General features: G+C 64.9%; 17 protein-coding genes. 8 read left to right on the forward strand and 9 right to left on the reverse strand.

Features of this window, described 5'->3' with window-relative positions; genetic code table 11:
- Window positions 1-75: 75 nt before the first annotated feature.
- The 5 genes from LCM4577_RS14180 to pdeM all read left to right on the forward strand — a co-directional run bounded on the left by LCM4577_RS14180 (window position 76) and on the right by pdeM (window position 6,280).
- Complete coding sequence (locus tag LCM4577_RS14180; RefSeq protein WP_116390057.1) at window positions 76-1,443, forward strand: M17 family metallopeptidase; 1,368 nt, start codon at window positions 76-78, stop codon at window positions 1,441-1,443.
- Window positions 1,444-1,499: 56 nt separating this feature from the next.
- A complete protein-coding gene (locus LCM4577_RS14185) occupies window positions 1,500-1,850 on the forward strand; it encodes a MarR family winged helix-turn-helix transcriptional regulator (protein ID WP_071071818.1) in 351 nt (116 codons plus the stop codon).
- Window positions 1,851-1,925: 75 nt separating this feature from the next.
- Window positions 1,926-2,786 carry an NlpC/P60 family protein gene (locus tag LCM4577_RS14190; protein WP_071071892.1) on the forward strand — a complete coding sequence of 287 codons (861 nt, stop codon included), beginning with the start codon at window positions 1,926-1,928 and terminating at the stop codon, window positions 2,784-2,786.
- Between the two features lie 229 nt (window positions 2,787-3,015).
- The gene (locus tag LCM4577_RS14195) at window positions 3,016-5,547 is read left to right on the forward strand and encodes a ligase-associated DNA damage response DEXH box helicase (RefSeq protein ID WP_071071894.1); all 2,532 of its coding nucleotides are present in this window, start codon (window positions 3,016-3,018) and stop codon (window positions 5,545-5,547) included.
- A 16-nt stretch (window positions 5,548-5,563) separates the two neighbouring features.
- A complete protein-coding gene (gene pdeM / locus LCM4577_RS14200) occupies window positions 5,564-6,280 on the forward strand; it encodes a ligase-associated DNA damage response endonuclease PdeM (protein ID WP_071071819.1) in 717 nt (238 codons plus the stop codon).
- A 6-nt stretch (window positions 6,281-6,286) separates the two neighbouring features.
- Here pdeM and LCM4577_RS14205 read toward each other — a convergent pair whose 3' ends face one another.
- The 4 genes from LCM4577_RS14205 to LCM4577_RS14220 are packed head-to-tail and all read right to left on the reverse strand — an operon-like array spanning window position 6,287 to window position 11,045.
- Window positions 6,287-7,222, reverse strand: coding sequence for a DmsC/YnfH family molybdoenzyme membrane anchor subunit (locus LCM4577_RS14205; RefSeq protein WP_071033387.1), 936 nt, complete (start codon window positions 7,220-7,222; stop codon window positions 6,287-6,289).
- A 6-nt stretch (window positions 7,223-7,228) separates the two neighbouring features.
- Window positions 7,229-7,963, reverse strand: coding sequence for a 4Fe-4S dicluster domain-containing protein (locus LCM4577_RS14210; RefSeq protein WP_071033385.1), 735 nt, complete (start codon window positions 7,961-7,963; stop codon window positions 7,229-7,231).
- Window positions 7,960-10,890: a molybdopterin oxidoreductase family protein gene (locus LCM4577_RS14215; RefSeq protein ID WP_071071821.1), complete on the reverse strand. Its 2,931-nt coding sequence runs from the start codon at window positions 10,888-10,890 to the stop codon at window positions 7,960-7,962. Before LCM4577_RS14215 ends, LCM4577_RS14210 begins: the two co-directional genes overlap by 4 nt.
- Complete coding sequence (locus LCM4577_RS14220; RefSeq protein WP_198540263.1) at window positions 10,887-11,045, reverse strand: hypothetical protein; 159 nt, start codon at window positions 11,043-11,045, stop codon at window positions 10,887-10,889. The genes LCM4577_RS14215 and LCM4577_RS14220 overlap by 4 nt, the downstream gene beginning before the upstream one ends.
- 123 nt (window positions 11,046-11,168) lie before the next feature.
- Between LCM4577_RS14220 and LCM4577_RS14225 the strand changes: the two genes are divergently transcribed.
- Window positions 11,169-12,074: a LysR substrate-binding domain-containing protein gene (locus LCM4577_RS14225; protein ID WP_071071823.1), complete on the forward strand. Its 906-nt coding sequence runs from the start codon at window positions 11,169-11,171 to the stop codon at window positions 12,072-12,074.
- Here the strand turns inward: LCM4577_RS14225 and LCM4577_RS14230 are convergent, their stop codons facing one another.
- The 5 genes from LCM4577_RS14230 to LCM4577_RS14250 form a co-directional block, all read right to left on the reverse strand.
- The gene (locus LCM4577_RS14230; RefSeq protein ID WP_071071825.1) at window positions 12,075-13,331 is read right to left on the reverse strand and encodes an Hsp70 family protein; all 1,257 of its coding nucleotides are present in this window, start codon (window positions 13,329-13,331) and stop codon (window positions 12,075-12,077) included. It abuts the gene before it with no gap.
- 191 nt (window positions 13,332-13,522) lie between these two features.
- Window positions 13,523-14,314 (reverse strand): TIGR02186 family protein, encoded by a 792-nt coding sequence (locus tag LCM4577_RS14235; RefSeq protein ID WP_071071827.1) that lies wholly within the window; start codon window positions 14,312-14,314, stop codon window positions 13,523-13,525.
- Window positions 14,314-15,237 (reverse strand): sulfite exporter TauE/SafE family protein, encoded by a 924-nt coding sequence (locus tag LCM4577_RS14240; RefSeq protein ID WP_040985887.1) that lies wholly within the window; start codon window positions 15,235-15,237, stop codon window positions 14,314-14,316. Before LCM4577_RS14240 ends, LCM4577_RS14235 begins: the two co-directional genes overlap by 1 nt.
- A gap of 189 nt (window positions 15,238-15,426) precedes the next feature.
- Window positions 15,427-19,512 carry a peptidoglycan-binding protein gene (locus LCM4577_RS14245; RefSeq protein WP_071071830.1) on the reverse strand — a complete coding sequence of 1,362 codons (4,086 nt, stop codon included), beginning with the start codon at window positions 19,510-19,512 and terminating at the stop codon, window positions 15,427-15,429.
- A gap of 452 nt (window positions 19,513-19,964) precedes the next feature.
- On the reverse strand, window positions 19,965-20,795 hold the full coding sequence (locus tag LCM4577_RS14250) for a sterol desaturase family protein (protein WP_041007398.1): 831 nt from the start codon (window positions 20,793-20,795) through the stop codon (window positions 19,965-19,967).
- A gap of 359 nt (window positions 20,796-21,154) precedes the next feature.
- Between LCM4577_RS14250 and LCM4577_RS14255 the strand changes: the two genes are divergently transcribed.
- The gene (locus tag LCM4577_RS14255; protein WP_116390059.1) at window positions 21,155-21,619 is read left to right on the forward strand and encodes a MerR family DNA-binding transcriptional regulator; all 465 of its coding nucleotides are present in this window, start codon (window positions 21,155-21,157) and stop codon (window positions 21,617-21,619) included.
- Window positions 21,620-21,847: 228 nt separating this feature from the next.
- Entirely contained in the window at window positions 21,848-23,644 is a 1,797-nt protein-coding gene (locus LCM4577_RS14260; protein WP_071071832.1) for an acyl-CoA dehydrogenase, read from the forward strand.
- Window positions 23,645-23,710: the final 66 nt, after the last annotated feature.

The following is a 23,710-nucleotide window of genomic DNA, read 5'->3' on the forward strand; positions in this document are numbered from 1 at the left end:
CCGCAGAAATATTCTGTTAACCCTAACGGACCGTTAAGAAGCGCCGACTCAAGCTGTTCGGCCGGAGATCATCACATGCCTGTCGAACTCGTCGAGCAGAAGCCGGAAACCGCCTTGCCTGTCTATTTGGTGGCAAGGGATGCCCTTGATGCCGCGGCGCTGCCGCCGCCGGCCGCCGCCTGGGCAAGGGCCAATGGTTTTTCCGGCGATGCGGGGCGCGTGCTGGTCCTGCCGGGCGAGGGCGGCAGCCTTGCCGGCGCGCTGTTCGGCATAGGCGACGGCGAAAGCACGCTTGCCCTAGGCGCGCTCGCAAGGGCGTTGCCGGAGGGCGACTGGCATTTCGCGTCGGCCCCCGCGCAGCCCGATCTCGCCGCGCTCGCGCTGGTCCTCGGGGGCTATGTCTTCACACGCTACGGCAAGAAGCCTGGCAGGGCCTTGCGCTTTGCGCTTCCGGAAGGCGCAGACGCCACGCATGTTCGCCGCGTCGCCGACAGCGTGTTCCTGACACGCGACCTCGTCAACACGCCGACCAGCGACCTGGGGCCGCTCGAACTGGAAGAAGCCGTCCGGAACCTCGCGGCCGCCCATGGCGCCGATATCTCCGTAATCCATGGCGACGATCTCCTGGCGCGGAATTTCCCGATGATCCACGCGGTCGGCCGGGCCTCGACCGGCGCGCCGCGACTGATCGACATGACCTGGGGACCGGGCGATGCGCCGAAGGTGACGCTGGTCGGCAAGGGCGTCTGCTTCGACACCGGCGGCCTCGACATCAAGCCGTCGTCGGGCATGCTTTTGATGAAGAAGGATATGGGAGGCGCCGCCAACGTGCTGGGTCTCGCCTCCATGATAATGGCGGCCAAATTGAATGTCCGGCTGCGCGTGTTGATCCCCGCCGTCGAGAATTCGATCGCCGGCAATGCCTTCCGGCCGGGCGATGTGCTGAGGAGCCGCAAGGGCATCACGGTCGAGATCGGCAACACGGATGCGGAAGGGCGGCTGGTTCTCGCCGACGCGCTGGCGCTGGCCGACGAGGAGCAGCCGGCCTTGCTGGTCGACATGGCGACGCTGACCGGCGCCGCGCGCGTCGCATTGGGRCCGGATCTGCCGCCTTTCTACACCGCCGACGAGGCGCTTGCGGCCGATCTTGCCGCGGCATCCGTTTCGGTCGAGGATCCACTCTGGCGCATGCCGTTGTGGCGTCCCTATGACGCAAAGCTTTCCTCGAAGATCGCCGACATCAACAATGTGACCGCGGACGGCTTTGCCGGATCGATCACCGCGGCGCTTTTCCTCAAGCGCTTCGTCGAGAAGACCCACAGCTGGGCGCATTTCGACATCTTCGCCTGGAACCCGACCGACCGCCCCTACGGCCTGACCGGCGGCGAGGCGCAAGGCATTCGCGCGCTGGAGCAAGTCATCGCCGGGCGTTTTGGAGCGTAGCGGCGAAACGCCGTCACTGAAACGGAACCGAAACAATTTGCCGGCATGCTTTGCGCATGTCGATCTCGATGCGCCCGAGCCAGGCCTTGCGACTGTGGCAGCAGGTGATGCTCGCCCAGGTGCGCGACGGCGAGCCCGATCTCACGATGCGCCAGACGGCGATCCTGTTCACCATCTATCTCGATCCGCCGCCGCACACGGTGCGCAGGCTTGCGGCAAAGCTCAACGTCACCAAGCCGGTCATCACCCGGGCGCTGGACACGATGGGCGCGCTGAAGCTGGTCTCGCGCCATCGCGACGAGCTCGACAAGCGCAACGTGCTGATCCGGCGCACGGTGGAAGGCGCGCTCTTTGTCGAGCGCTTCGGCGATGGTATCGTCGCCAGGGCGCATGACCTGCCCATCTAGAGCATGATCCCGAAAAGTGGGAACCGGTTTTCGGATAAGATCATGCTCCAACAGAAATTCGACTGGATTATCGATTTGACAGCCAGGGATGCCCGCCTTCATGCCTTCCGCTCCGACCTTGCCGATGCGAGGCTGAAGGGCGAGGTCGCCGCCGACCGCTTCGTCACCGGCCGTCCGGCGCGTATCACGACGCCGGTCGCCGACCTGCGCAAGGCGCCGCGCCCCGATGCGGGCGTCAACACGCAGGCGCTGTTCGGCGACGACGTGCTTGTCTTCGAGGAAGCCGAAGGTTGGGCCTGGGTGCAGGCCGAGCGCGACGGCTATGTCGGCTATGTGGCGGACAATCTTCTTGGCCAGCGCGACCATGCGCCCACGCACATCGTTTCGGTACCGCGTACCTTCCTCTATCCGGGCCCCGATCTGCGCTTTCCGATCGACGGACAGCTGTCGATGGGCTCGACCGTCACGGTAACCGGTTCGGCCGAAACGCGCGGCACGCATTACGCGCTTCTGCCATCCGGCCAGGCGGTCATCGCCCGCCATTTGCGGCCGATCGTCGAGTTGGCGGACGATTACGTCACGGTCGCCGAAAGTTTCCTCGGCACGCCCTATCTGTGGGGTGGCGTTTCCGGCTTCGGCATCGACTGCTCCGGTCTGGTGCAGCTTGCGATGCGCATGACCGGCAAGGATGTGCTGCGCGATTCCGACATGCAGGCGGCATCGATCGGCACGCCGTTCGAGCCGGGTGCGGACTATTCAGGACTTCGGCGCGGCGACCTCGTCTTCTGGAAGGGTCATGTCGCTGTTATGACCGACGAGAAGAATATGATCCACGCCAACGGCCACACCATGCTGGTCTCGCGCGAGGGGCTGAAAGAGGCGGTCGACCGCATCGGCTACCTCTATGGCGGCCCGACGGGGTTCAGGAGGCCGTAACGCCCTTTACCTCTCCCCTTGTGGGAGAGGTCGGATTGTCCCGATTTGTTCTTCACAAATCGGATGGCAATCCGGGTGAGGGGTAGCTTGGCGCCAAGCTGGAACACCCCTCATCCGTCTCGGCGCTGCGCGCCGATCCACCTTCTCCCACAAGGGGAGAAGGGAAAAACGATCCCCTTTTGTTCTGATTTTCCTTGGCGATTTCGCGCCGCCGCGCTACCTGTTGCGCGTGACCGAGCAGCCGCGCCTTGCCGAACGGAATGCCGCCGTCCTGCTGCCTGAGCCATTCGTCAAATGGTTCGGCGAAAAGGGCTGGTCTCCACGCGCCCATCAATTGGACCTGCTGGCGAAGGCTCAAAGCGGCCAATCGGTGCTGCTGATCGCGCCGACCGGCGCCGGCAAGACGCTGGCCGGCTTCCTGCCGTCGCTGACCGAGCTCGCCAACCGTCCCAAGCGAAAACCGGGTCAAGCGCATCGCGGCATCCACACGCTCTATATCTCGCCGCTCAAGGCGTTGGCCGTCGACATCGAGCGCAATCTCGGCAAGCCGGTCGAGGAGATCGGCCTGCCCCTCACCATCGAGACACGCACTGGCGACACGCCGTCGCACAAGCGTCAGCGGCAGAAGCTGGCGCCGCCCGACATCCTGCTCACCACGCCCGAGCAGCTCGCGCTGCTGATCGCCTCGAACGACGCCAAGCGCTTCTTCGAGGATCTGCGCTATGTCGTGCTCGATGAGCTGCATTCGCTGGTCACCTCCAAGCGCGGGCATCTGCTGGCGCTCGGCCTGGCGCGTTTGCGCAGCATTGTCCCCGATCTCCAGACCATCGGCCTGTCGGCGACGGTCGCCGAGCCGGACGAACTGCGGCGCTGGCTGGTCAGTCAGGCTTCTCCGGGCGACATGTCCGAGCTCATCGTCGTCGCAGGCGGCGCGAAGCCCGAGATATCGATCCTCGACTCGGAAGAGCGGGTGCCCTGGGCCGGTCACTCCGCCCGCTACGCCACGCCTGAAATCTACCGCGAGATCAAGCGGCATAAGACCACGCTGCTTTTCGTCAACACGCGCAGCCAGGCCGAGCTGCTGTTCCAGGAACTATGGCGCGTCAATGAAGACACGCTGCCGATCGCGCTTCATCACGGATCGCTGGACGTCGCCCAGCGCCGCCGCGTCGAGAAGGCAATGGGCGAAAACGCGTTGCGCGCCATCGTCGCAACCTCGACATTGGACCTCGGCATCGACTGGGGCGATGTCGATCTGGTCGTGCATGTCGGCGCACCGAAGGGAGCCAGCCGTCTGGCGCAGCGCATTGGCCGCGCTAACCACCGCATGGATGAGCCGTCGAAGGCGATCCTGATCCCTGCCAACCGCTTCGAGGTGCTGGAATGCCGCGCCGCGCTCGACGCCAACTATCTCGGCGCGCAGGATACGCCACCATTGGTCAATGGCGGTCTGGACGTCTTGGCCCAGCACGTGCTGGGTTGCGCCTGTGGGGCGCCGTTCCATCCCGATGCGTTGTTCGATGAAGTAAGAACGGCCGCCCCCTACGCCAGCCTGGACAGGCCGACATTCGACCGGGTCATCGACTTCGTCGCCACCGGCGGTTACGCGCTGAGAAATTACGAACGCTACGCCCGCATCCGGCAGACCAAGGAAGGCTTGTGGCGGGTTTCAAATCCAGCCGTCGCCCAGCAATACAGGCTCAATGTCGGCACCATCATCGAGGTGCCGGCGCTCAATGTGCGTTATGTTCAGGCCGGCAGCAGAGGGGCAGCCTCGCGCGGCGGCAGGGTGCTGGGGAAGATCGAGGAAGCATTCCTGGAGACTTTGACCCATGGCGACACTTTCATGTTCGCCGGCAAGATCCTGCGCTTCGAAGGCATCCGCGAGAATGAGTGTTTCGTCTCGAACGCGCCCGGCAGCGATGCCAAGGTGCCCTATTATGGCGGTGGCAAATTCCCGCTTTCGACCTACCTCGCCGAGCAGGTGCGGGCGATGCTCGACGATCCGCAACGTTGGAAGAAACTGCCCGAGCAGGTCGCTGACTGGTTGCGGTTTCAGGCGGACAAGTCGGTCCTACCGAAACGCGACGACCTGTTGATCGAAACCTTTCCGCGCGGCAACCGGTATTACATGGTGGCATATCCGTTCGAGGGCAGGCTTGCGCATCAGACGCTCGGCATGCTGCTTACCCGGCGGCTGGATCGGGCGGGAGCCAAGCCGGTCGGATTCGTGGCCACAGACTATGCGCTGGCCATCTGGTCGCTGGCAGACATGGGCTGGATGTTCAAGAACACGAAACCGTCGCTGGCCACGCTGTTCGATCAGGACATGCTGGGCGACGATCTCGAAGCGTGGTTCGCCGACAGCTGGCTCTTGAAGCGCACCTTCCGCAACTGCGCGCTCATTTCCGGACTGATCGAAAAACGCCACCCCGGCAAGGAGAAAAGCGGCCGGCAGGTGACCGTTTCGACCGACCTGATCTATGACGTGCTGCGCAGCCATGAACCCGACCACATTCTGCTGCAGGCCACCCGTACGGATGCCGCAACCGGGTTGCTCGATGTCAGCAGACTTGCCGAGATGCTCTCGCGCATCCGCGGCCGAATCATGCATAAGAATCTCGAACAGATTTCGCCGCTGGCCGTGCCCATCATGCTCGAAATCGGCAAGATGCCGGTCAATGGCGAGGCGGACGAGACGCTGCTGATGGATGCCGCCACCCTCGTCGAGGAGGCCATGGGGCCCGAGATGACGGGCTGAAAGAGAGTTGAGGGGGATGAATTTTTCGCTGTCGCGCGCAACGCTGATCGCCGAGGCCGACCTTGTCGGCATTGCCGGCGAGCGCGCTGTCTGCGATCGCCGCGGCGTCCTCTATTTCCCCGATCTTCGGCTGCTTGCGGTCTCCGACCTGCATCTCGAGAAAGGCTCGTCTTTCGCCCGGCGCGGCGCGCTGATCCCACCCTACGATACCGGCGCTACTCTGCTGCGGCTGCAGGCAGTGATCGCCGATTATCAGCCGCGCATCGTGGTCAGCCTGGGCGATTCCTTCCATGACGGCGGCGGTGCTGAACGCATGCACCGGAGTTTCCGCGAACAGCTTGAAGCGATGATGGCCGGCCGCGACTGGTTCTGGGTCGCCGGCAACCACGATCCCGATGCGCCCGCCGATCTGCCCGGCGAGACGGTGCGGGAACTTGCCATCGGCTCGCTGCTCTTTCGCCATGAACCGTCGAAGGTTCGCGTCGAGGGCGAGATCGCCGGCCATCTCCATCCTTGTGCCCGCATTGTCCAGCGCGGCCGCTCGGTCAGGCGCCGTTGCTTCGCCGGCGACGGCGGCCGCATGATCATGCCGGCCTTCGGCGCTTATACCGGCTCGCTCAACGTGCTCGACCGCGCCTATGCCGGCCTGTTCCGGCTGGAGACGCTTGTTGCCTATATGCTCGGCGCCGAACGCATTTTTGCGATCTCCGGCTCAATGCTGCGGCCGGGCTGAGGTCCTTTATCGTCCATAGTAGAGCGTGACCGTGTGCTTCGCCTCGGCGAAGAAAAGCCAGCGCTCGACCAGCATGCCGGCGAGTTGCGCGATCGCTGCAAGCACCGATGCGATTGCGCCTATCGGCCATGGCAGGAAGTACACGGTCGCCAGCAGGATGGCTGGCGCGGCGAAAGCCAGCGCCTGCGTGATCCGCCGCAGCTTCGCGCTGTGCTTGCGCGCGATGCGGAAGCCCATTTCCTTCAGCAGATAGTTTTCTTCCGTGTGCGGCCATTCGATCGACCGCACCGTGCCGCCGGCAAGGCCCGTCGCGGTGTTGGCGGTTGTCGGAATCTCCAGCCGGTCGTTGTGGCGCCATGTCGCCAGCTTCCAGGCCCAGCCGGCGAGCGTGGCAAGCAGAGCCCAGGCTAGCATCGCCGTTGAACCGAGCTTGAACACCTGGAGCAGAGCGTTGGCGAGAACGCCTCCGGTCATCGTCGCAAAAATGAGATAAGCCGGCAAAGTGTAGCGGCTGTGCCATTGGGCGATCGGCTTTAGCGAAGCGTAGATCATGCCTGTCGTGCAGACGGTCGTCACCGCGCCTGCCGCCGCCAGCAGGCCCGCGGCCGCCACCCAGCCGCCGCTCTCGCCGAGAAACACCCAACCGATGCCGAACAGCGCGGCCGGAATGAAGGTCGCGACCGACGCCACGCCTTCGCGCGACAGCCAGGAGCTGCGCCATTGCGAGAAGGCGCGCCATGCACGCTCGGGCCGGCCCAGATGGCCCGTGGAGGACAAGAGGCCAGCGACGATCAGGCCGAGCGCCAGCGCCATGCCGGCAAGGCCAAGCCAGAAATCGGCGGGGATTACTCCAAGCCCGCCAAGCAGGCCGAGCAGCGCCAGCAGGCCGTAGCCGGCGCCGGTGGCGGTGGTGAAGAAGACGACCGAGAAAGCGGGATGCATGATCAGCTAATTCGAAAGCATGCGGTCGATCCAGCCGAGGAAGCCGCCCTCGGCCTTGATCGGCTCCAGCGCCGGCGCGTCGACCTTCGCCGCGCGTTGGCTGCGGGCGCGCGGCGGCAGGTACCGATTGGTCGGCTTGTAGCCGAGCTCCGGCATCAGCGCGACGCCGCCACGCTCCTCGACAAGCTGCGAGATCGCGGAGGCCGGATCGCCGAGATCGCCGAAATGCCGGGCGCTGGTCGGGCAGGCGGCGACGCAGGCCGGCACGCGGTCCTCCTCGGCAAGATTGTCGTTGTAGATGCGGTCGACGCAGAGCGTGCATTTCTTCATCACGCCGACATCCGTGTCGAACTCGCGCGCGCCATAGGGGCAGGCCCAGCTGCACAATTTGCAGCCGATGCATTTGTCTTCATCGACCAGCACGATGCCGTCCGAGACGCGCTTGTAGGAGGCGCCGGTCGGGCAGACAGTGACGCAGGCCGGCTGCTCGCAATGCAGGCAGGAGCGCGGGAAGTTCACCGTGCGGCCGCCCATCTCGGTCGTGTGCTCGTAGCTGTGCACCCGGTTGAACCAGACGCCGTCGACATGCCCGCCATAGGGAGCGATGTCGGTCAGCGGCGCCATATGGCCGCCGGTGTTCCACTCCTTGCAGGCCGTGACGCAGGCCTGGCAGCCGACGCAGGTGTCGAGGTCGATGACGAGGCCGAGCTTCTTCTCGGTCCGGGCGGGAAGGCAGGTCATTCGGCGGCTTCCCTCTTCATGCGGAATTCCGCGCCGAAGCGAAGCACTTCGGGCGCAGGTTCGAAATGTGGYGGCTGGCGGAAGCGCTCGAATTGCGGCTCGGTGAAGCCGGCTTCGTCAGGCGCGCATTTTGCGATCCGCACACGCACATCGAACCATGCCGCCTGTCCTGTGACCGGGTCCGAATTCGAATAGCGCTTGCCGCTGGCGTCGGCTGCAGTCTGGTCGCCGATGATGTGGTTGAGCAGGAAGCCGCGATTGCTCTCCGCCGCATCGTCCTTCAGGCCCCAGCTGCCGCGCCGCTTGCCGATCGCGTTCCAGGTCCACACCGTGTCCGGGTTCACGCCGTCGATCAGCTTGATCTGACCCTTCACCCTTCCGTTTACGCTTTCGATCCATACCCAGTCGTCGTCGGCAAGGCCAAGGTTGGCGGCGGTGTCCGCATGCACGAACAGCCGGTTCTGGCTGGTGATCTGCCGCAGCCAGGCATTCTGCGATCCCCAGGAATGGTACATGTGCATCGGCCGCTGCGTCAGCGCATGCAGCGGATATTTTTCGAGGTCGACGGCGCTGTCCTCGAAGGGCGCGTACCAGAAGGGCAGCGGGTCCATATAGGCTTCGATACGGCCGCGCTCGGCCTCCGGCGGCTGCACTTTTCCATGGCCGCGCGCGGCCAATCTAAAACGTTGGATCGGCTCCGAATAGAGCTGGAAGACAATCGGTTCGGCCTTGGCGATGAAACCCATCTCGACGGCGAAATCGAGATAGGCGCGGTTGCCCATTTTGTAATAGCGCTGGTCGTCGGAAAAATCGTGGTGCCAGAAGCCGCCATTGTCGATGTAGCGCTGCAACTGGTCGGGGTTGACGTCGCCCCTGCCGATCGCGCCGCCATTCTTGCCGCGCCAGCCGGCCAAAGGGCCGATGCCGGGCGTGCGCTCGTGATTGACGATGTAGTCGGCATAGTCGCGGTATTTCGCCGAGCCGTCCTCGTCGACGAAGCCGGGCAGGCGGAGCCGCGCGCCGAGATCGATCAGCACCGACTGGAAAGGCCGCACGTCGCGGTCCGGCTGCACCACCGGATGGCGGATGGCGTCGGCGGCCCCGTCGGCGTGGCTGATCGGCCGGTCGAGCAGGCTGATGCAGTCGTGCCGTTCGAGATAGGTGGTGTCCGGCAGCACCAGATCGGCGAAAGCCACCGTCTCGGAATAATAGGCGTCGGAATAGATGATGAACGGGATCTTGTAGGCGCCGGCCTCGTCCTTGTCGGTCAGCATGGCAATCGTCTCGACCGTGTTCATCGACGAGTTCCACGCCATGTTCGACATGTACATCATCAGCGTGTCGATCGGATAAGGATCGCCGGCCCAGGCGTTGCGGATCACCGTGTGCATCAGCCCATGCGCGGCCAAAGGCGCTTCCCAGGAATAGGCCTTGTCGATGCGGGTGGGCCGGCCGGCCTCGTCGACGAGAAGGTCATCCGGTCCGCAGACGAAGCCGAGCGGCATGCCGTCCAGCGGCGTCATCGGCTGGGCGTTTTTTCCGCATGGCTTCGGCCCCGGCGGTGCCGGGCGCGGATAAGGCGGCTTGAAGCGGAAGCCGCCGGGCACATCGACTGTGCCGAGCAGCACCTGGAGCAGATGGATGGCGCGGCAGGTGTGAAAGCCGTTGGAATGGGCCGAGATGCCACGCATGGCATGCATCGAGACGGGCCGGCCCTTGATCGTCTCGTGCCGCCGGCCAGTCCAGTCGGTCCAGGCAACCGGCAGCTCGATCGTCTGTTCGAAGGCGACATGCGCCAGTTCCGCCGCGATCCGCCGGATCGTGTCGGCGCTGACGCCGCAGCGCTCCGCCACGGCGTCCGGCGAGTACGTCTTGTCGAGATAGCGCTCGGCGATGAGCTGGAAGACAGGCACGCAGCGCCGTCCGGCGACCTCGTAGCTGCCGGTCAGCGCCGGCTTTGCTTCCGGGTCGGCTGCGTTGACCGGCTGCTTCGCCACCCTGTCCCAGGCAAGCGGATTGCCGTCGCTATCGCGCACGAACAGTCCGTCATCGGCGGACCCGTGCTCTTGCACGACCAGCACCGGCGCATTGGTGTAGCGCAGCAGGTAATCCAGATCGATGCGGCCGGCCTTGAGCAATTCATGGACCAGCGCCAGCACAAACAGTCCGTCGGTGCCCGGCCTGATGCCGATCCAGTCGTCGGCGATGGCATTGTAGCCCGTGCGGCAGGGGTTGATCGAAACCACCTTGGCGCCGCGCGCCTTGAGCTTGCCGAGGCCGATCTTGATCGGGTTGGAATCGTGGTCCTCGGCGACGCCGAACAGCATGAAATATCGGGTGTTGTCCCAGTCGGGTTCGCCGAACTCCCAGAACGAGCCGCCGATCGTGTAGAGCCCGCCGGCCGCCATGTTGACGGAGCAGAAGCCGCCATGCGCGGCGAAATTGGGCGTGCCGAATTTCGACGCCCACCAGCCGGTCAGCGATTGCGACTGGTCGCGTCCGGTGAAGAAGGCGAGCTTTTTCGGATCGGCGCGGCGGATCGCCGACAGCCGTTCGGTGGCGATGGTCAGCGCTTCTTCCCACTCGATCTCGCGGAATTCGCCCGAGCCGCGCGGCCCTGTCCTCAGCAGCGGCTTCCTCAGCCGCGCCGGGCTGTAGTGCTGCATGATGCCGGAGCTGCCCTTGCCGCAGATCACGCCGCGGTTCACCGGATGATCCTTGTTGCCGTTGATGTAGCGGACCTTGCCGTCCTTGATATGAACGTCGATGCCGCAGCGGCAGGCGCACATGTAGCAGGTGGTCTTGGCGGTGCGGTCGGAGACGCTTGGCGAGGTCTCGACCCCGTCGCCTTCGTCCGGCGCCCGGCTGTCGGCCAGCGGCCGCTGCGAAGGTGCGGAATTGGCGCCGCGCGGCGCGGCATTGCTCATGATCCGCGAACGCTCTTGCCGCCCGCCAGTTTGGCTTTTTTCTTCGGACCAGGGCCACGCATATAGTGAAGCTCGGGATGATAACGCTCACCGGCGAGCTGCCGCTTCAGCCGGCGGCTCCAATGCGCGAATAGGGATTTGAAGCGCCCTGTCATTTCCCACTCTTGGCCTCTGACGACCAATTTTTTCCAACTTCAGGTGAAAACTTAGAACAAAGCAATTGATGCGTCTAACAAGCAGCTCTTGTAATTCCGATCGATTCTGCTTCTTAGTTGGCCATGACTCTCGATCAGTTGCGCATCTTCGTCGCCGTCGCCGAGCACGGCCATATGACCAAGGCCGCGGAGCGGCTCGGCATCTCGCAGTCGGCGGCGTCGGCCGCGATCCGCGCGCTCGAAAGCCAGCACGGCGTGCGCCTGTTCAACCGGGTCGGCCGCAACATCGAACTGGCTCAGACCGGTCACCGCTTCCTGCCTGAGGCGAAGGCGGTCCTGGATCGCGCCGCTGCTGCCCGCGGCGTGCTGGAGGATGTATCGCAGACCGTCGCCGGCAGCCTGTCGATCGCGGCCAGCCAGACCATCGCCAGCTACTGGCTGCCGCGTCGCCTGGCGTCCTTCCACGAAGCCTATCCCGCCGTGAAGCTGAGCGTGACGATCGGCAACACCAGGCAGGTGGAGACCAATGTGCTCGACGGCCGCGCCGATTTCGGACTGGTCGAGGGCCGCACCGAGTCCGACATCCTGCGCCGCGCCACGGTCGACGAGGATCGCCCGATGCTGGTGGTGGCGCGCGCCCATCCCGAAATTCCAATGACGCGGGCGGGTAATCTCGACATCAGGGCGTTGCGCTGGATCATCAGGGAAGGCGGGTCGGGCACGCGCGAGGCGCTGGAGGATTTCGCGCTCAGCCAAGGGGTCCCGCCGGCGGAGCTGCAGATATTCCTCGTCCTGCCCAGCAAYGAGGCCGTGCGCCAGGCGGTCGAGGCCGGCGCGGGGGCGACGATCATCTCGGAACTCGTCGTTGCCCGCTCCCTGGCGGAGGGCAGCCTCAGGGCCGTGCCGGTCGACTTGCCGAAACGCGACTTCGCCATGATCACGCATCGCGACCGCCAGGCGAGCCTCGCCCAGATGGCGCTGAAGGCGCATCTCGGTGGAAAGGCGGACGCGCCAGCAAGCGTGGAATAGTCAGGCGTATTTGCGCTGCGCGTCGAGCGCCAGCCCAAGGCCGACCGAGCCGAACATGTCGCCTTCGATGACGGAAGCTTGCGGTACCAGCGATAGGATACGCCGCTTCGCCAGCGGGATCGCGGTCGAGCCGCCGGTGAGGAACACGGCAGTGATGGCGGAGGCATCGACGCCGGCGTCGGCGATGGTCTGCTTGACCGTGGCAGTCACGCGTTCGATGTCGCTCGCAATGGTTTCCTCGAGGCCTGCGCGCGTGATCTCGGCCGCGAAGCGCGCGCCGGGCAGCGACACCTTCACCTCGGCCGAGGACTGATCGGTCAGCGCGATCTTGGCCCTTTCGACCAGGCCGGCCATCGCATGGCCGTAGCGGTGCTCGACGACATGGATGAAGCGGTCGACGAGGTCGGCGCGTTCGGCCTCGTAGCGGATCTGCCGCAGGTCGTTCATCGCCTTGGCGGTGTAGACGAGATTGATGCGCTGCCAGGTCGCCAAGTCGATGAAATAGGCCGCGGGCAGGTTGCGCTTGTGGTCCTTGGTCCGTGTCAGATAGCCGAGCTCGGGCATGACATGGGCGATGCTGAGCAGCCGGTCGAAATCGGTGCCGCCGATATGGACGCCGCGATTGGCGAGGATGTCGGCCTTGCGGTCGCTTGAGCGCGCGCGCTCAGGCGAGACCCGCACGATCGAGAAGTCGGATGTGCCGCCGCCCATGTCTATGATCAGCGCCAGCTCCTCGCGGGTGACCTTCTGCTCGTAGTCGAGCGCCGCCGCGATCGGCTCGAACTGGAAGGCGATGTGCTTGAAGCCTTGCGCGCGGGCCGCCTTTTCCAATTCGCCCTGCGCCTTCGCATCGGCGGCCGCATCGTCGTCGACGAACTGCACGGGCCGGCCGAGCACCACGTTCTCGACCGGACCGCCGGTGTCTTCCTCCAGCCGCTTCTTCAAATGGCCGACGAACATGCCGACGATGTCGATGAAGCCGATCTGGCGCGCCTTGATGCGGGTCTTTTCGTTGGCGAGCGTGCTGCCGAGCACGCTCTTCAGGGAGCGCATCAGCCGCCCTTCGATACTGTCTGTATAGTCGCTGATCGCGCGGCGGCCGAAATAGGTATAGCCATCCTCGAAATTGAAGAACACGGCGCTCGGCAGGGTGGGTTGCTCGCCTTCCAGCGCCACCAGCCGCGCCCGGCCGTCGCGGATCACGCCCACGGTGGAATTGGACGTGCCGAAATCGATGCCGCCGAATGCCGATCGCATCGCAGCCTCCTGTCGTTGTTTCATAGCGGCAAGCCGACGCATCGCGCGCCGTCAACCGGAAGGCCGGACCGCTCTATCGAAATTGAATGTGTTGCTTATCCCTAGGGCTGGGAGGCGGCGATGTATCGCAAAACCGGGAAAAGGGAAACCCTCTTTTCACGGGAAATGGGTTCTTCCATTTCCCCGAAACATCAATCCTTGCGGAAGATGAGCCGTCCCAGCCAGCCGGTCAGCATGGCGAGCGATATGGCGAACACGCCGTAGAGGAAGGAATAGTCATGCGCGACGCGGAAGACCGACTGCTCGAAGCCGGACTTGCGGATTTCGAGCTGCGCCGAGCTTTCCTTGACGAACATGCCGCTCTTGAACAGGAACGCGCGCGCCTTATGGGTGCCGACCGGCACGTTGGGCGCGAGCCGCACGGTGGCGCGAAACAGGTTCTGCGACAGGAATTGCACGCCGCCGACATTCTCGCTGTAGAGGCCTGTCGCCGCCTTGCGGTCGCGCAGCGCCGCGGTGAATTCCTCGATGGTTGCCGGGCTGTCGGTCTCGTCGGCGGGCTTCATGTAGAGGTTCTGCGCGCCGAGCGAGAGCTGCTTGTATTTGGCGGGCTCGGCGATGTCCTGCAGCGGCCGCGTCGTCGCGACGGAATAGGAGACCGGCACGTTTTCGAACGTCTCCGAGTCCAGGTTGACCCAGACGCCGAGCACGCGGTCCTTGCGCCGGACCACGACCGGACGCGGCGGCCCTTCGAGCACGACGACGACGTCGTAGCGCCCCTGGCGAGCGATCAGCGGATCTGGGTTTTCCAGCGATCCGAAAATGGTGAGATCGGCGCCGGAGAAGCCCGCCGTGATCGAAATGGCGTCGGTCGACAGGCCGATCTGGATGCTTTCGGCGGGCGGCGTCTGCGCAGTTGCCGGGGAAAGGGCAAGGAGCATCGACAACGGGACGGCGGCTGCAAATGCTCTGGGTCCCGCCATCAGTTGAGGCCCGCGGCGGACAGCGAATAGAGATTGGGCGGCGTCACGAAAAGATCGACGGCGAGGCGGATGGCGACGGCCAGCACCAGCATCGCCAGGAGCGCGCGCAATTGCTCGCCGCGCAGCCGCTGGCCGGCCTTGGCGCCATACTGCGCGCCGGCGACGCCGCCCGCCATCAGCAGGAAGGCCAGGATCACGTCGACCGTCTGGTTGGTCGTGGCATGTACCAGCGTGGTGTAGGCCGAGGTGAAGATGATCTGGAACAGCGAGGTGCCGATAACGACATTGGTCGGCACCTTGAGCAGATAGATCAGCGCCGGCACCATGATAAAGCCGCCGCCGACGCCCATGATCGATGACAGGAAGCCAATCGCCGCACCCAGCCCGAGCACCGGGATGACGCTGACGAACAGTTTCGAGGCGCGGAAGCGCATCTTGAACGGCAGCCGGTGGATCCAGTTGTGCTGTCCGGATTTCTTGAGCACGGGCGCTGCGCCGCTGCGGCTGGCGCGCAACGCGTTGACGCTTTCCACCAGCATCAGCCCGCCGACGGTGCCAAGCAGGGCGACATAGAGCAGCGAGATGAAGAGATCGAGCTGGCCGAGCCGGCGCAACAGCGCGAAGACGTAGATGCCGGCCGTCGAGCCGACGATGCCGCCGGCCAGCAGCACGCCGCCCAGCTTGAAGTCGAGCGTGCCGCGCTTGAAGTGCGACAGCGCGCCGGAGAAGGAGGAGGCGATGACCTGGTTGGCGCCGGTGGCCACCGCGATCGCCGGCGGGATGTTGTAGAAGATCAGGAGCGGCGTGATCAGGAAGCCGCCGCCGACCCCGAACATGCCCGACAGGAAGCCCACCGCCGCGCCCATCGCCAGCAGCACGAAGACGTTGACGGAAATTTCCGCGATCGGGAGATAGATGCCCACCCGTCTGTCTCGATCAGTTTGTCTGTCGGCGCATAATGCCGTCCCCGGACACTAAAGCACCGAAAAGCCAATTTTTTCTTGCGCCGGCGCGGCGGCGGGTCAAAACCCCGCCGCGCCGAAACAAAAACCATCTCAATCAGTTAACAGGCAAATGTGTGGCAGGGCGTCGCGTATGCGACGCGCCCGCCGTTATTTCTTGGCCAGCAGCGCCTTGACGAGCGGTGCGTCGACCTCGCCGGTCGGCTTCATCTTGTTGTCAGTCTGGAAGGCCATGATGGCGTTCTTGGTCTTGCCGCCCATCACGCCGTCGGCGCCGCCGGCGTCATAGCCGTTCTTGTTGAGGATCAGCTGGATGTTCTTCACCGCCTTCTTCATGTCGATACCGGCGGTGGTCTGCGGTGCGCTGTCCTGCCAGGATTCCGGAACGTCGGCCGAGTTGGCGGCCGCGTTGAGCGGCTTGGCCTTCCACAATTCCGTGGCGGCGCGCGCCCGCTCGAGCTGCTCGGGGCGCAATGCGTTGGCGATCTCGTCGCGCTTGGCGGCGGCGTCCTTGTCGCCGGTCTTGGCGACGAGCGCGAACCACTTGTAGGATTCCTCCAGGTTCTGCTTCATGCCGACGCCCTTGGCGGCCAGGATGCCGAGGTTGAACTGGCTGTCCTTGACACCGAGGTCGGCGGCCTCCTGGAACCAGTGCGTGGCCGATTCATTGTCGGTCACGCCGTCCGCCGCCATGGCGAACAGCACCGCCAGATTGTGCATGGCGCTGGCGTTTCCCTGCTCGGCGGCGAGCTGGTAGTAGGTCTTGGCCTTCTTGATGTCGCGCGCGACGCCGATGCCCTTTTCGTAGAAATTGCCGATGCGGTACTCGGCCGGCGCGAAGCCGAGCTCGGCAGACTGCTCATACCATTTCGCGGCCGCCTTCATGTCTTCTTTGACGCCGCGCGATTCCGCATAGCGCGAGCCGATCTCGAATAGCGCCTTGGCGTCGCCGCCGGCGGCCGCGTCGCGCAGCGCCACCGGACCGATTTCCGAAGGAATGTCGAATTTGGCCGCCGCCGTCTGGCTTGCCGCGGGCGGCACGGCGCCTGTCGTGTCGGCGGAGGTGGCGGCCGGCCCGCTGGCCGCGGCGCGTTCGGCTGCCGGACTGGCCGCCACAGGCTCCTTGCCCACCGGCTGCGTGTCGCCATCCGTATCCGTCCCGGTGGCGGGTTCGGATGGCGCCCCGGAAGCCACCGGCGCCGGCGCGGCGGGCGTTGCAAGTGCCACCGGCGCGGGTGCCGGTTCGGCCGGCATGGCAGCAGCACTTTCGGGACTTGCGGGCACGGAGGCGGCTGGTGCCGTGTCTTGGACGGGCTCCGCCTGCCTGACAGGACGGGCAGGCGCGCTTTCGGCCTGTGCCGTCGCGGCATCAATCTTCGGTGCGTCGGACTTCTGCGTGTCGGCTTGCGGCGCGGCCGCGGCGCTGAGCGAAGCCGTATCGACCGCCTGCGGGGAGACGACCGGCGCGGGCTGGTTGTTGGCCGTCTCGACGGGGTCGGCCAGGAAGGCCTTGCCCAGCTGCAGGCCTGCCAGCGCCATCATGATCGCGGCGGCCGCCATGAGGATCGGCTTGCGCCGCGCCTTGAGCAGGTCGCCGATCCTCAGCGCCTTGACCGGGCCGGTCATGGTCGATTGCCGCTTCAGCGTGTCAGCCTCGGCTGCGGCCGCCTGGGCCGCCCGGCGGGCCGCGGCGATGAAATCGGACTTCGCGGCATCGCTCTCGTTGCGCCTGACCGGTTGGCCGCCGCGCTCGTCGCGCACGCGCTTCATGATGGCGTTGAGGTCCGGCGCGCCGGAACCGGGTTCCAAGGGCCGGTTGGCGGCCCTGGGGTCGAGCGGTTCGTCTATGTCGACGCTCGGCACGTCGGCGACCGGCGCAGCGCCGGCAAGCGGCTGCGTGTCAGCCTCCTTCTTACCCTTGAAGGCGCGCGCCAGGCCGCTGAACATGGATTTCCTGCGGCCGGCCGCCTCGCTCTTGCCGCCGATCGCATCCGGTCCGAGCGCCGCCATGGCCGCCGCTGCGGCGGCCTCCGCCGGCGTGCGTGGCGCGCTTGGCTCATCGCGCATGATGGCCGCGGCGCGGCCTTCAAGGCTGGCCATGTCTCTCGTAAGCGGCTGCGGCTGGTCGATATCCATCGAGGGCGCGTCCTGCACCGCGATCTTGCCGCCGCGGCCGCGCTTGCTGGTCGGTTGCGGATCGACCAGCTCGCTGACCGCTTCGCTGGTCTCGCCCGATTCGAGCGAGCCGAGCCGGTCGACGATCTTGAGCAGCGTGTCGTGGATCGCCTCGAATGTCCGCGAGTTGCGCTCGTCGGAGCGACGGGTGAGCGCTTCCAGCGTCTTCAAGTCCTGGGCGAGGCCGGCCACCGCCGTCGCATTGGTCTGCGCCGTGCTGGACGTCGACTCGGCAAGCGATTTCACGGCGCTCTCGGCAGCCTCGCGCGCCACGCTCAGTATGGAATCGCGCGTACCGGCCAGTGACCTCTCGATCTCGCTGAGGCGCGGGCTGATGTCTTCGAATTCGGGCAGCGGCGTGCCGGGCCTGGAAAGATGCGCGGACAGGCCGGCGACCTGCGCTTCGAGGCTCCGGATCAGCGCCGGATCGATGCCCGCGACCTGCTGCGCGGACGATTCCAGCCGGCTGGAAATGTCCTCGAGCCGGCTTTCCAGCCCACGGATCGCCATCTCGTTGGCGGGATCGGGCGTGCGCGTCTCGATGCGCTTGGCCAAAGCGGTGAAGCGGGCGTCGATCGCTTCCATGATGCCGGCGCTCTCGTCCTGGCGCATGCGCTGGTCGAGCCGATTCGCGACTTCGTCCAGCCGCCGCTCGAGATCGCGAAACAGCATATTGCCCTGTTCGATCGCATCGCCCTGGYGGCGCTCGAGCAGCACGGAGAGCGCATCGAAGCGCTGCTCCAGGCCCTGGAAGATCTGGTCGGCGTCGGGCATCGCCGGCGCGCGGTCCATCTTCTCCGTGATCGAAGCGATCTGCTTGCCCAGCCGCTCCATGGCCTGTTCCGGCAGGTCTGCGCGACCGGCCAGCTGGTCCACGCGGCTGGTGAGGAGGTTGAGGTGGTCGAGGACTTCCGCTCCCGGCCGCGACTGCGCGACCTCTTCGATCTGCACCGCCAGGGAGGCCATGCGCTTCTCGATCCGGCCGAAGGTTTCGGGATCGAAGGCATTGGCCTGCGCGGCCACCGTCGAGGCGACGATGGCTCGGGAAATCTCGTCCAGCCGCTCGTCGATCATGGCGAGCGTTTCGCCGCCGCGCGCGGTCTGCTGGCCGGCGAAACGGTCGACCGCGCCGGCAAGCGTGCGCACCTTTTCCTCCAGCGAACGCAGCGAAAGCGATTCCGGCAGGTTGTTGACGGCGTTGCTGATCTGTTCAAGCCGGTCGGTCAGCACCGAAAGACTGGGACCTTCCGCGCGCTTGCGCTGGTCGGCGTCGACGCGGTCCTCGAAAGCGCTCCAGCGGCGGTCGAAATCGTCCCAGCGGCGGTCGACCTTCTGCACGCTTTCCTCGCGCGCCAGCGTGTCCAGCGCGCCCTTCACCTGTTCCAGCTCCAGGCGCAGCAGGTTGACGCTGCGGTCGTCGCTCTTTTCGGCAAGCGACCGGATAGCTCCCGAGAGCCGCTCGAATTCGAGGCCGAGCTCGGCGCTGCTCTTGTCGGGCGTGCCGTTCGCGCCGCGCTGGCTGTTGGCCTGCATGGCGCGGTCGATGTCCTGGCGGAACGCCTCGAATTCGCGCTGCAGGCCGGCGGTCATCTGATGGCGCAGTTCCTCGCGCAGCCCGCGCAGCTCGACGGCGATCTTGCCGACCATGGCGACGCTGTCTTCCTGGCCGCGCACCCGGTCGATGTCACGCGCGATCGCCTGATAGTTCTGCTCGAAGGCGGGCGCGGCGCCGGGCGCCGGATTTTGCGGCGCGCGCGTCTGCGGCCGCTGGTTCTGCGCGCCGGGATACTGCGCTGCCGGGTTTTGCGGCGGCCGGTCCAGAGGTCTTTGCGCGGAGTAGGTGTCTTCGTACCAGCGCGGCTGGCCGTAAGGCTGCGTGCTTGGATAGCGCGGCTCGACCGGCGGCCGCCGCAGGTCGGGGCGATCGGGCATGTCGGCGCGCGTCCGGTCCAGCCGCTGCTCCAGCGTTTCGAGCGAGCGGTTCAGTTCTTCGAGCGAAGCGTGCGGCCGGCGCTGCCTGCCGGCATTGAGTGTATCGAGATAGGACCGCTTGCTGTTCATCGATGCGCCCGTGTTCAGAATGGCCGGCCGGAGGCCGGTTTCCCCAGTAGCCTGCCGGGAACGAAGCGAGCCGAGCGGTTTTGCCGCAGAGGAAGACAAACCTTCCCGGGTTTTCACCCGCGCTTCGAAAACCGTGAAAAATTCGCTACAGGATAAACACGGATGACCGACATGCGCACATTTCGCCCAACGTGGTAAACAAGGCGTTAACCAAGCTTAAGAAGCTGGAACTTTGACGATGGACGAACGCGCGGGGCAGGATTCTCGGCGCCCATGTCGGAAGGGACGCCAGATGTGCATTGTGGTCGGGAACAAGTCCAGGCAAAACAGGAAAGACGGTGAAATCGATACGGACCGCGATGACCACAACAACGCGAAAGTCGCGTTGTGCTTAGCTTTTAGGTAGGTCACACTCTTGTGCCATCGAACGCAAATTGCGATCGGCTTGAGGGTTAACCTGTTATTTTCCGCCGGCGCGCGCGTCTTACCGGTGCATAGGATCGCGGGCGAAACGGGTAGACATACTGCCCGATGAAACCGCTTCCCATATCGTCAGACACACCCAGCGGAACGTCGCAGGGCCCCGGGACGCGGTAAGTTCCGAATATGATATCAATCATCGAAAAAACTGTCGCGTAGTTGGTATTGAAGGCCGCTTTGTCCTTTGCGTGATGCCAGCGGTGCATGGCGGGCGACACGAATATTCGGCCAAGGTGTCCGTATGTCCATGGCAAGTCGGCATGTATGAACGCACCGTAGAAGTGGCGCACAGCGCTGTTGGCGATGATGGCATAGGGCGGCAGGCCAAGCACGGCGATTGCGGCGCCGTCGAGAAAAACGGTGCTGAGCCGATTGATGGGATGAAACCGGAAGATGGCGAGCCACGTCATGGCCGTGTCGCTATGGTGGATCGCATGGGATGGCCAAAGTAGTTCGCTGTGTTCGAGGCGATGCCTCCAATACCCCGCGAAATCACCAACCAATACCCCGACAAGGGCAACCGCCCAAAGCGGCCAGCCGGTCCAGAAATCTCGCCATGGAACCCAGGCGAACAGTCGCTCGATCAGAATCGCCGAAGCCACAAGAATGGGTGCGAACAGGAGCGCTTCGCTAACGAGGATGAGGATCGCGATACGGGCTTCCGAAAGGGTAGCGCGGACATCGCGGAAGATCGCCCGACCTTTGGTCAGTGCGGCTAAAAGCACAAAGAAGGGCAAAGGTTCTACCAAGGATCTTGCCGCGTAGATCAACTGGGCCAAGCTATACGCGAATAGGCTGCTCATAGTGCATCCCCAAATCCTCACCCCGCCCAATTAGGGCAACCCGACGCCGTGTCCGCAAAACGCCGCCCCCGTGAGGTTAGCGACAGGGCTTTCAAGAGAGTGTTAATGGTTGAGCAATGAACGGCACGACTTGGAAACTAAAGGGCTGCTCACATCCGGGTGCGGCATAAAGTTCCGTCTCGACAACGCCCTTGCGTCACCCCGCGGCTGTCGATATAGAATTGACGTAAACGTAAAAGGTGCGAAGCCGTGCCTCTTGCGATTGATTTGTTGCAACCACGATTGGAAGCACGCCCCCGCTTCCATTCCGGCGACGCTTGGTCCGTGACCGCGACGCCATCAGGGGAAAGCCAGTGACCATGAAACTTGTTTCGCCCGGCGAAGCCGCGGCCAATACCAATGACATTCCGGCCGAGGCCGGTGAGGAATTCGTCCGCATCGGCGAGATGGCCAAGAAATACGGCGTGACGCTGCGCACGCTGCGTTTCTACGAAGACAAGGGCCTTCTCAATCCGCATCGCGACGGCTCGACCCGGCTCTACACGCGCCGCGACAAGGCCCGGCTGAAGCTGATCCTGCTCGGTCGCAAAGTCGGATTCTCGCTGCGCGACGTCAAGCAGATGATGGATCTCTACGATCCGACCGGCACCAACACCAAGCAGCTGCGTCTGGCGCTCGACAAGTCCGAGAAGCAGCTCGCCCGCCTGCAGAAGCAGCGCGCGCTGATCGACGACGCCATCGGTGAATTGAGCAATTCGATGTCCATCGTGCGCAAGATGCTCGTCGAGCGCACCGCGGCGCCGCAGGCAAGCGCCGCCGGCTGATTGCCCGCACTCATACCCCGGACGCAGAAAGCCGCGTGGCTATAGCCGCGCGGCTTTTTTGTCGCCACAATGCCTGACGCTCACAAAAATTTTTTGGCTGCGACGAAGTTGACGTTTACGCAAACGTCAATATTTGCTATCGCAGCATCGACATTGGCCCGGCCTCCTGTCCAGGACGTGGACAGGCGACTTGCTGGTCGGGCTGGGACCGTAAGGGCGGAGGAAGGCATGACGATCTACAGGGCGCCGATCCAGGACACGCTGTTCGTGCTCAACGATGTGCTGGGCTATCAGCGCTATTCCAATCTTCCGGGCTTCTCGGACGCCACGCCCGACGTGGTCGAGGCGATCCTCGCCGAGGGCGCGAAGCTCGCCGAGAACGTCATGCATCCGCTGAACCGCGTCGGCGACATGGAAGGCTGCGTGCGCCATGACGACGGCTCGGTGACCACGCCCAAGGGCTTCAAGGACGCCTTCGACCAGTACCGCGAGGGCGGCTGGATGGGGTTGGCGGCGCCCGCCGAGTTCGGTGGCCAAGGCCTGCCTTACACGGTCCACACCGCGGTCTCCGAATATATGGTCTCCGCCAACATGGCGCTGATGATGTACCCCGGCCTGACGCAAGGCGCGATAGCGGCGATCGTCACCCACGGCACGGACGAGCAGAAGGCGACCTGGCTGCCAAAGCTGATCGAGGGCGCCTGGACCGGCACCATGAACCTCACCGAGCCGCACTGCGGCACCGATCTCGGCCTGCTGCGCACCAAGGCCGTTCCCAACGGCGACGGCACCTACAGGATTTCCGGCCAGAAGATCTTCATCTCCGCCGGCGAGCACGACATGTCGGACAACATCGTTCACCTGGTGCTTGCCCGCGCCGAGGGCGCGCCGGAAGGCGTGAAGGGCATCTCGCTGTTCATCGTGCCGAAGTTCAAGCTCGACGCCTCGGGCAATCCCGGTGAGCGCAACACGCTCTCCTGCGGCTCGATCGAGGAGAAGATGGGCATCCACGGCAACTCGACCTGCGTCATGAACTATGACGAGGCCGAGGGCACGTTGCTCGGCGAATTGAACGGCGGCCTGAAGGCCATGTTCACGATGATGAACGAGGCCCGCCTCGGCGTCGGCCTGCAGGGGCTTTCGGTCTCCGAGATCGCCTATCAGAACGCGGTTTCCTACGCCAAGGACCGGCTACAGGGCCGTTCGCTGTCGGGCGCCAAGGCGCCGGACAAGAAGGCCGACCCGATCATCGTCCATCCCGACATCCGCCGCTCGCTGATGACTATGAAGGCGTTCAACGAGGGCGGGCGGGCGCTGGCGCTGTGGACGGCGATCAAGTCCGATGTCGCGCATCGCTCCGGTGACGACAAGGACCGCCAGGCGGCCGACGACTACACCGGCCTTATGACGCCGGTGGTCAAGGGCGTGCTCACCGACAAGGGCTTCGACCACGCGGTGATGGCCCAGCAGGTGTTTGGCGGCCACGGCTATATCGAAGAGCACGGCATGAGCCAGTTCGTGCGCGATGCCCGCATCGCCATGATCTATGAAGGCGCCAACGGCATCCAGGCGCTGGACCTCGTCGGCCGCAAGCTGGCGCAGAATGGCGGCCGCGCCGTGCAGGCCTTCTTCAAGGAAGTCGGCGAGTTCTGCGAGGAAAACCGCGCCGACGAGAAGATGGCGCCCTTCACCAAGGCGCTGAAGAAGGGCCTCAATGACCTGCAGGCGGCCACCATGTGGCTGGTGCAGAACGCCATGGCCAAGCCCGACAACGCCGGGGCCGCCTCGACCGACTACATGCATCTCTTCGGTCTTGTGGCGCTGGGTTATATGTGGGCGCAGATGGCGAAATCCGCGCAGGCGAAGCTCGCGGAAGGCGCCAATGGCGCCGGCGTGTTCTATGACACCAAGCTGGTGACCGCGCGCTTTTTCATGGAGCGCATCATGCCGGAAACCGCGACGCGGCTTGCCCGCATTTCCAGTGGCGCGGACACGCTAATGGCGCTGCCGGTGGAAGCGTTCTAGAAATGCTCGGCGTCCCCCTCCCCCTTGAGGGGAGGGTGGCCAGACGAAGTCTGGTCGGGTGGGGTC

The sequence above is a fragment of the Mesorhizobium sp. LCM 4577 genome, from assembly GCF_001854795.2.
Lineage (GTDB): Bacteria > Pseudomonadota > Alphaproteobacteria > Rhizobiales > Rhizobiaceae > Mesorhizobium > Mesorhizobium plurifarium.

Coding starts and splice junctions, on each gene's coding strand:
- LCM4577_RS14185 (WP_071071818.1), top strand. CDS start 1,500: ATGTCGATCTCGATGCGCCCGAGCCAGGCCTTGCGACTGTGGCAGCAG.
- pdeM (WP_071071819.1), top strand. CDS start 5,564: ATGAATTTTTCGCTGTCGCGCGCAACGCTGATCGCCGAGGCCGACCTT.
- LCM4577_RS14205 (WP_071033387.1), bottom strand. CDS start 7,222: ATGCATCCCGCTTTCTCGGTCGTCTTCTTCACCACCGCCACCGGCGCC.
- LCM4577_RS14210 (WP_071033385.1), bottom strand. CDS start 7,963: ATGACCTGCCTTCCCGCCCGGACCGAGAAGAAGCTCGGCCTCGTCATC.
- LCM4577_RS14220 (WP_198540263.1), bottom strand. CDS start 11,045: ATGACAGGGCGCTTCAAATCCCTATTCGCGCATTGGAGCCGCCGGCTG.
- LCM4577_RS14230 (WP_071071825.1), bottom strand. CDS start 13,331: ATGCGATCGGCATTCGGCGGCATCGATTTCGGCACGTCCAATTCCACC.
- LCM4577_RS14235 (WP_071071827.1), bottom strand. CDS start 14,314: ATGGCGGGACCCAGAGCATTTGCAGCCGCCGTCCCGTTGTCGATGCTC.
- LCM4577_RS14250 (WP_041007398.1), bottom strand. CDS start 20,795: ATGAGCAGCCTATTCGCGTATAGCTTGGCCCAGTTGATCTACGCGGCA.
- LCM4577_RS14255 (WP_116390059.1), top strand. CDS start 21,155: ATGAAACTTGTTTCGCCCGGCGAAGCCGCGGCCAATACCAATGACATT.
- LCM4577_RS14260 (WP_071071832.1), top strand. CDS start 21,848: ATGACGATCTACAGGGCGCCGATCCAGGACACGCTGTTCGTGCTCAAC.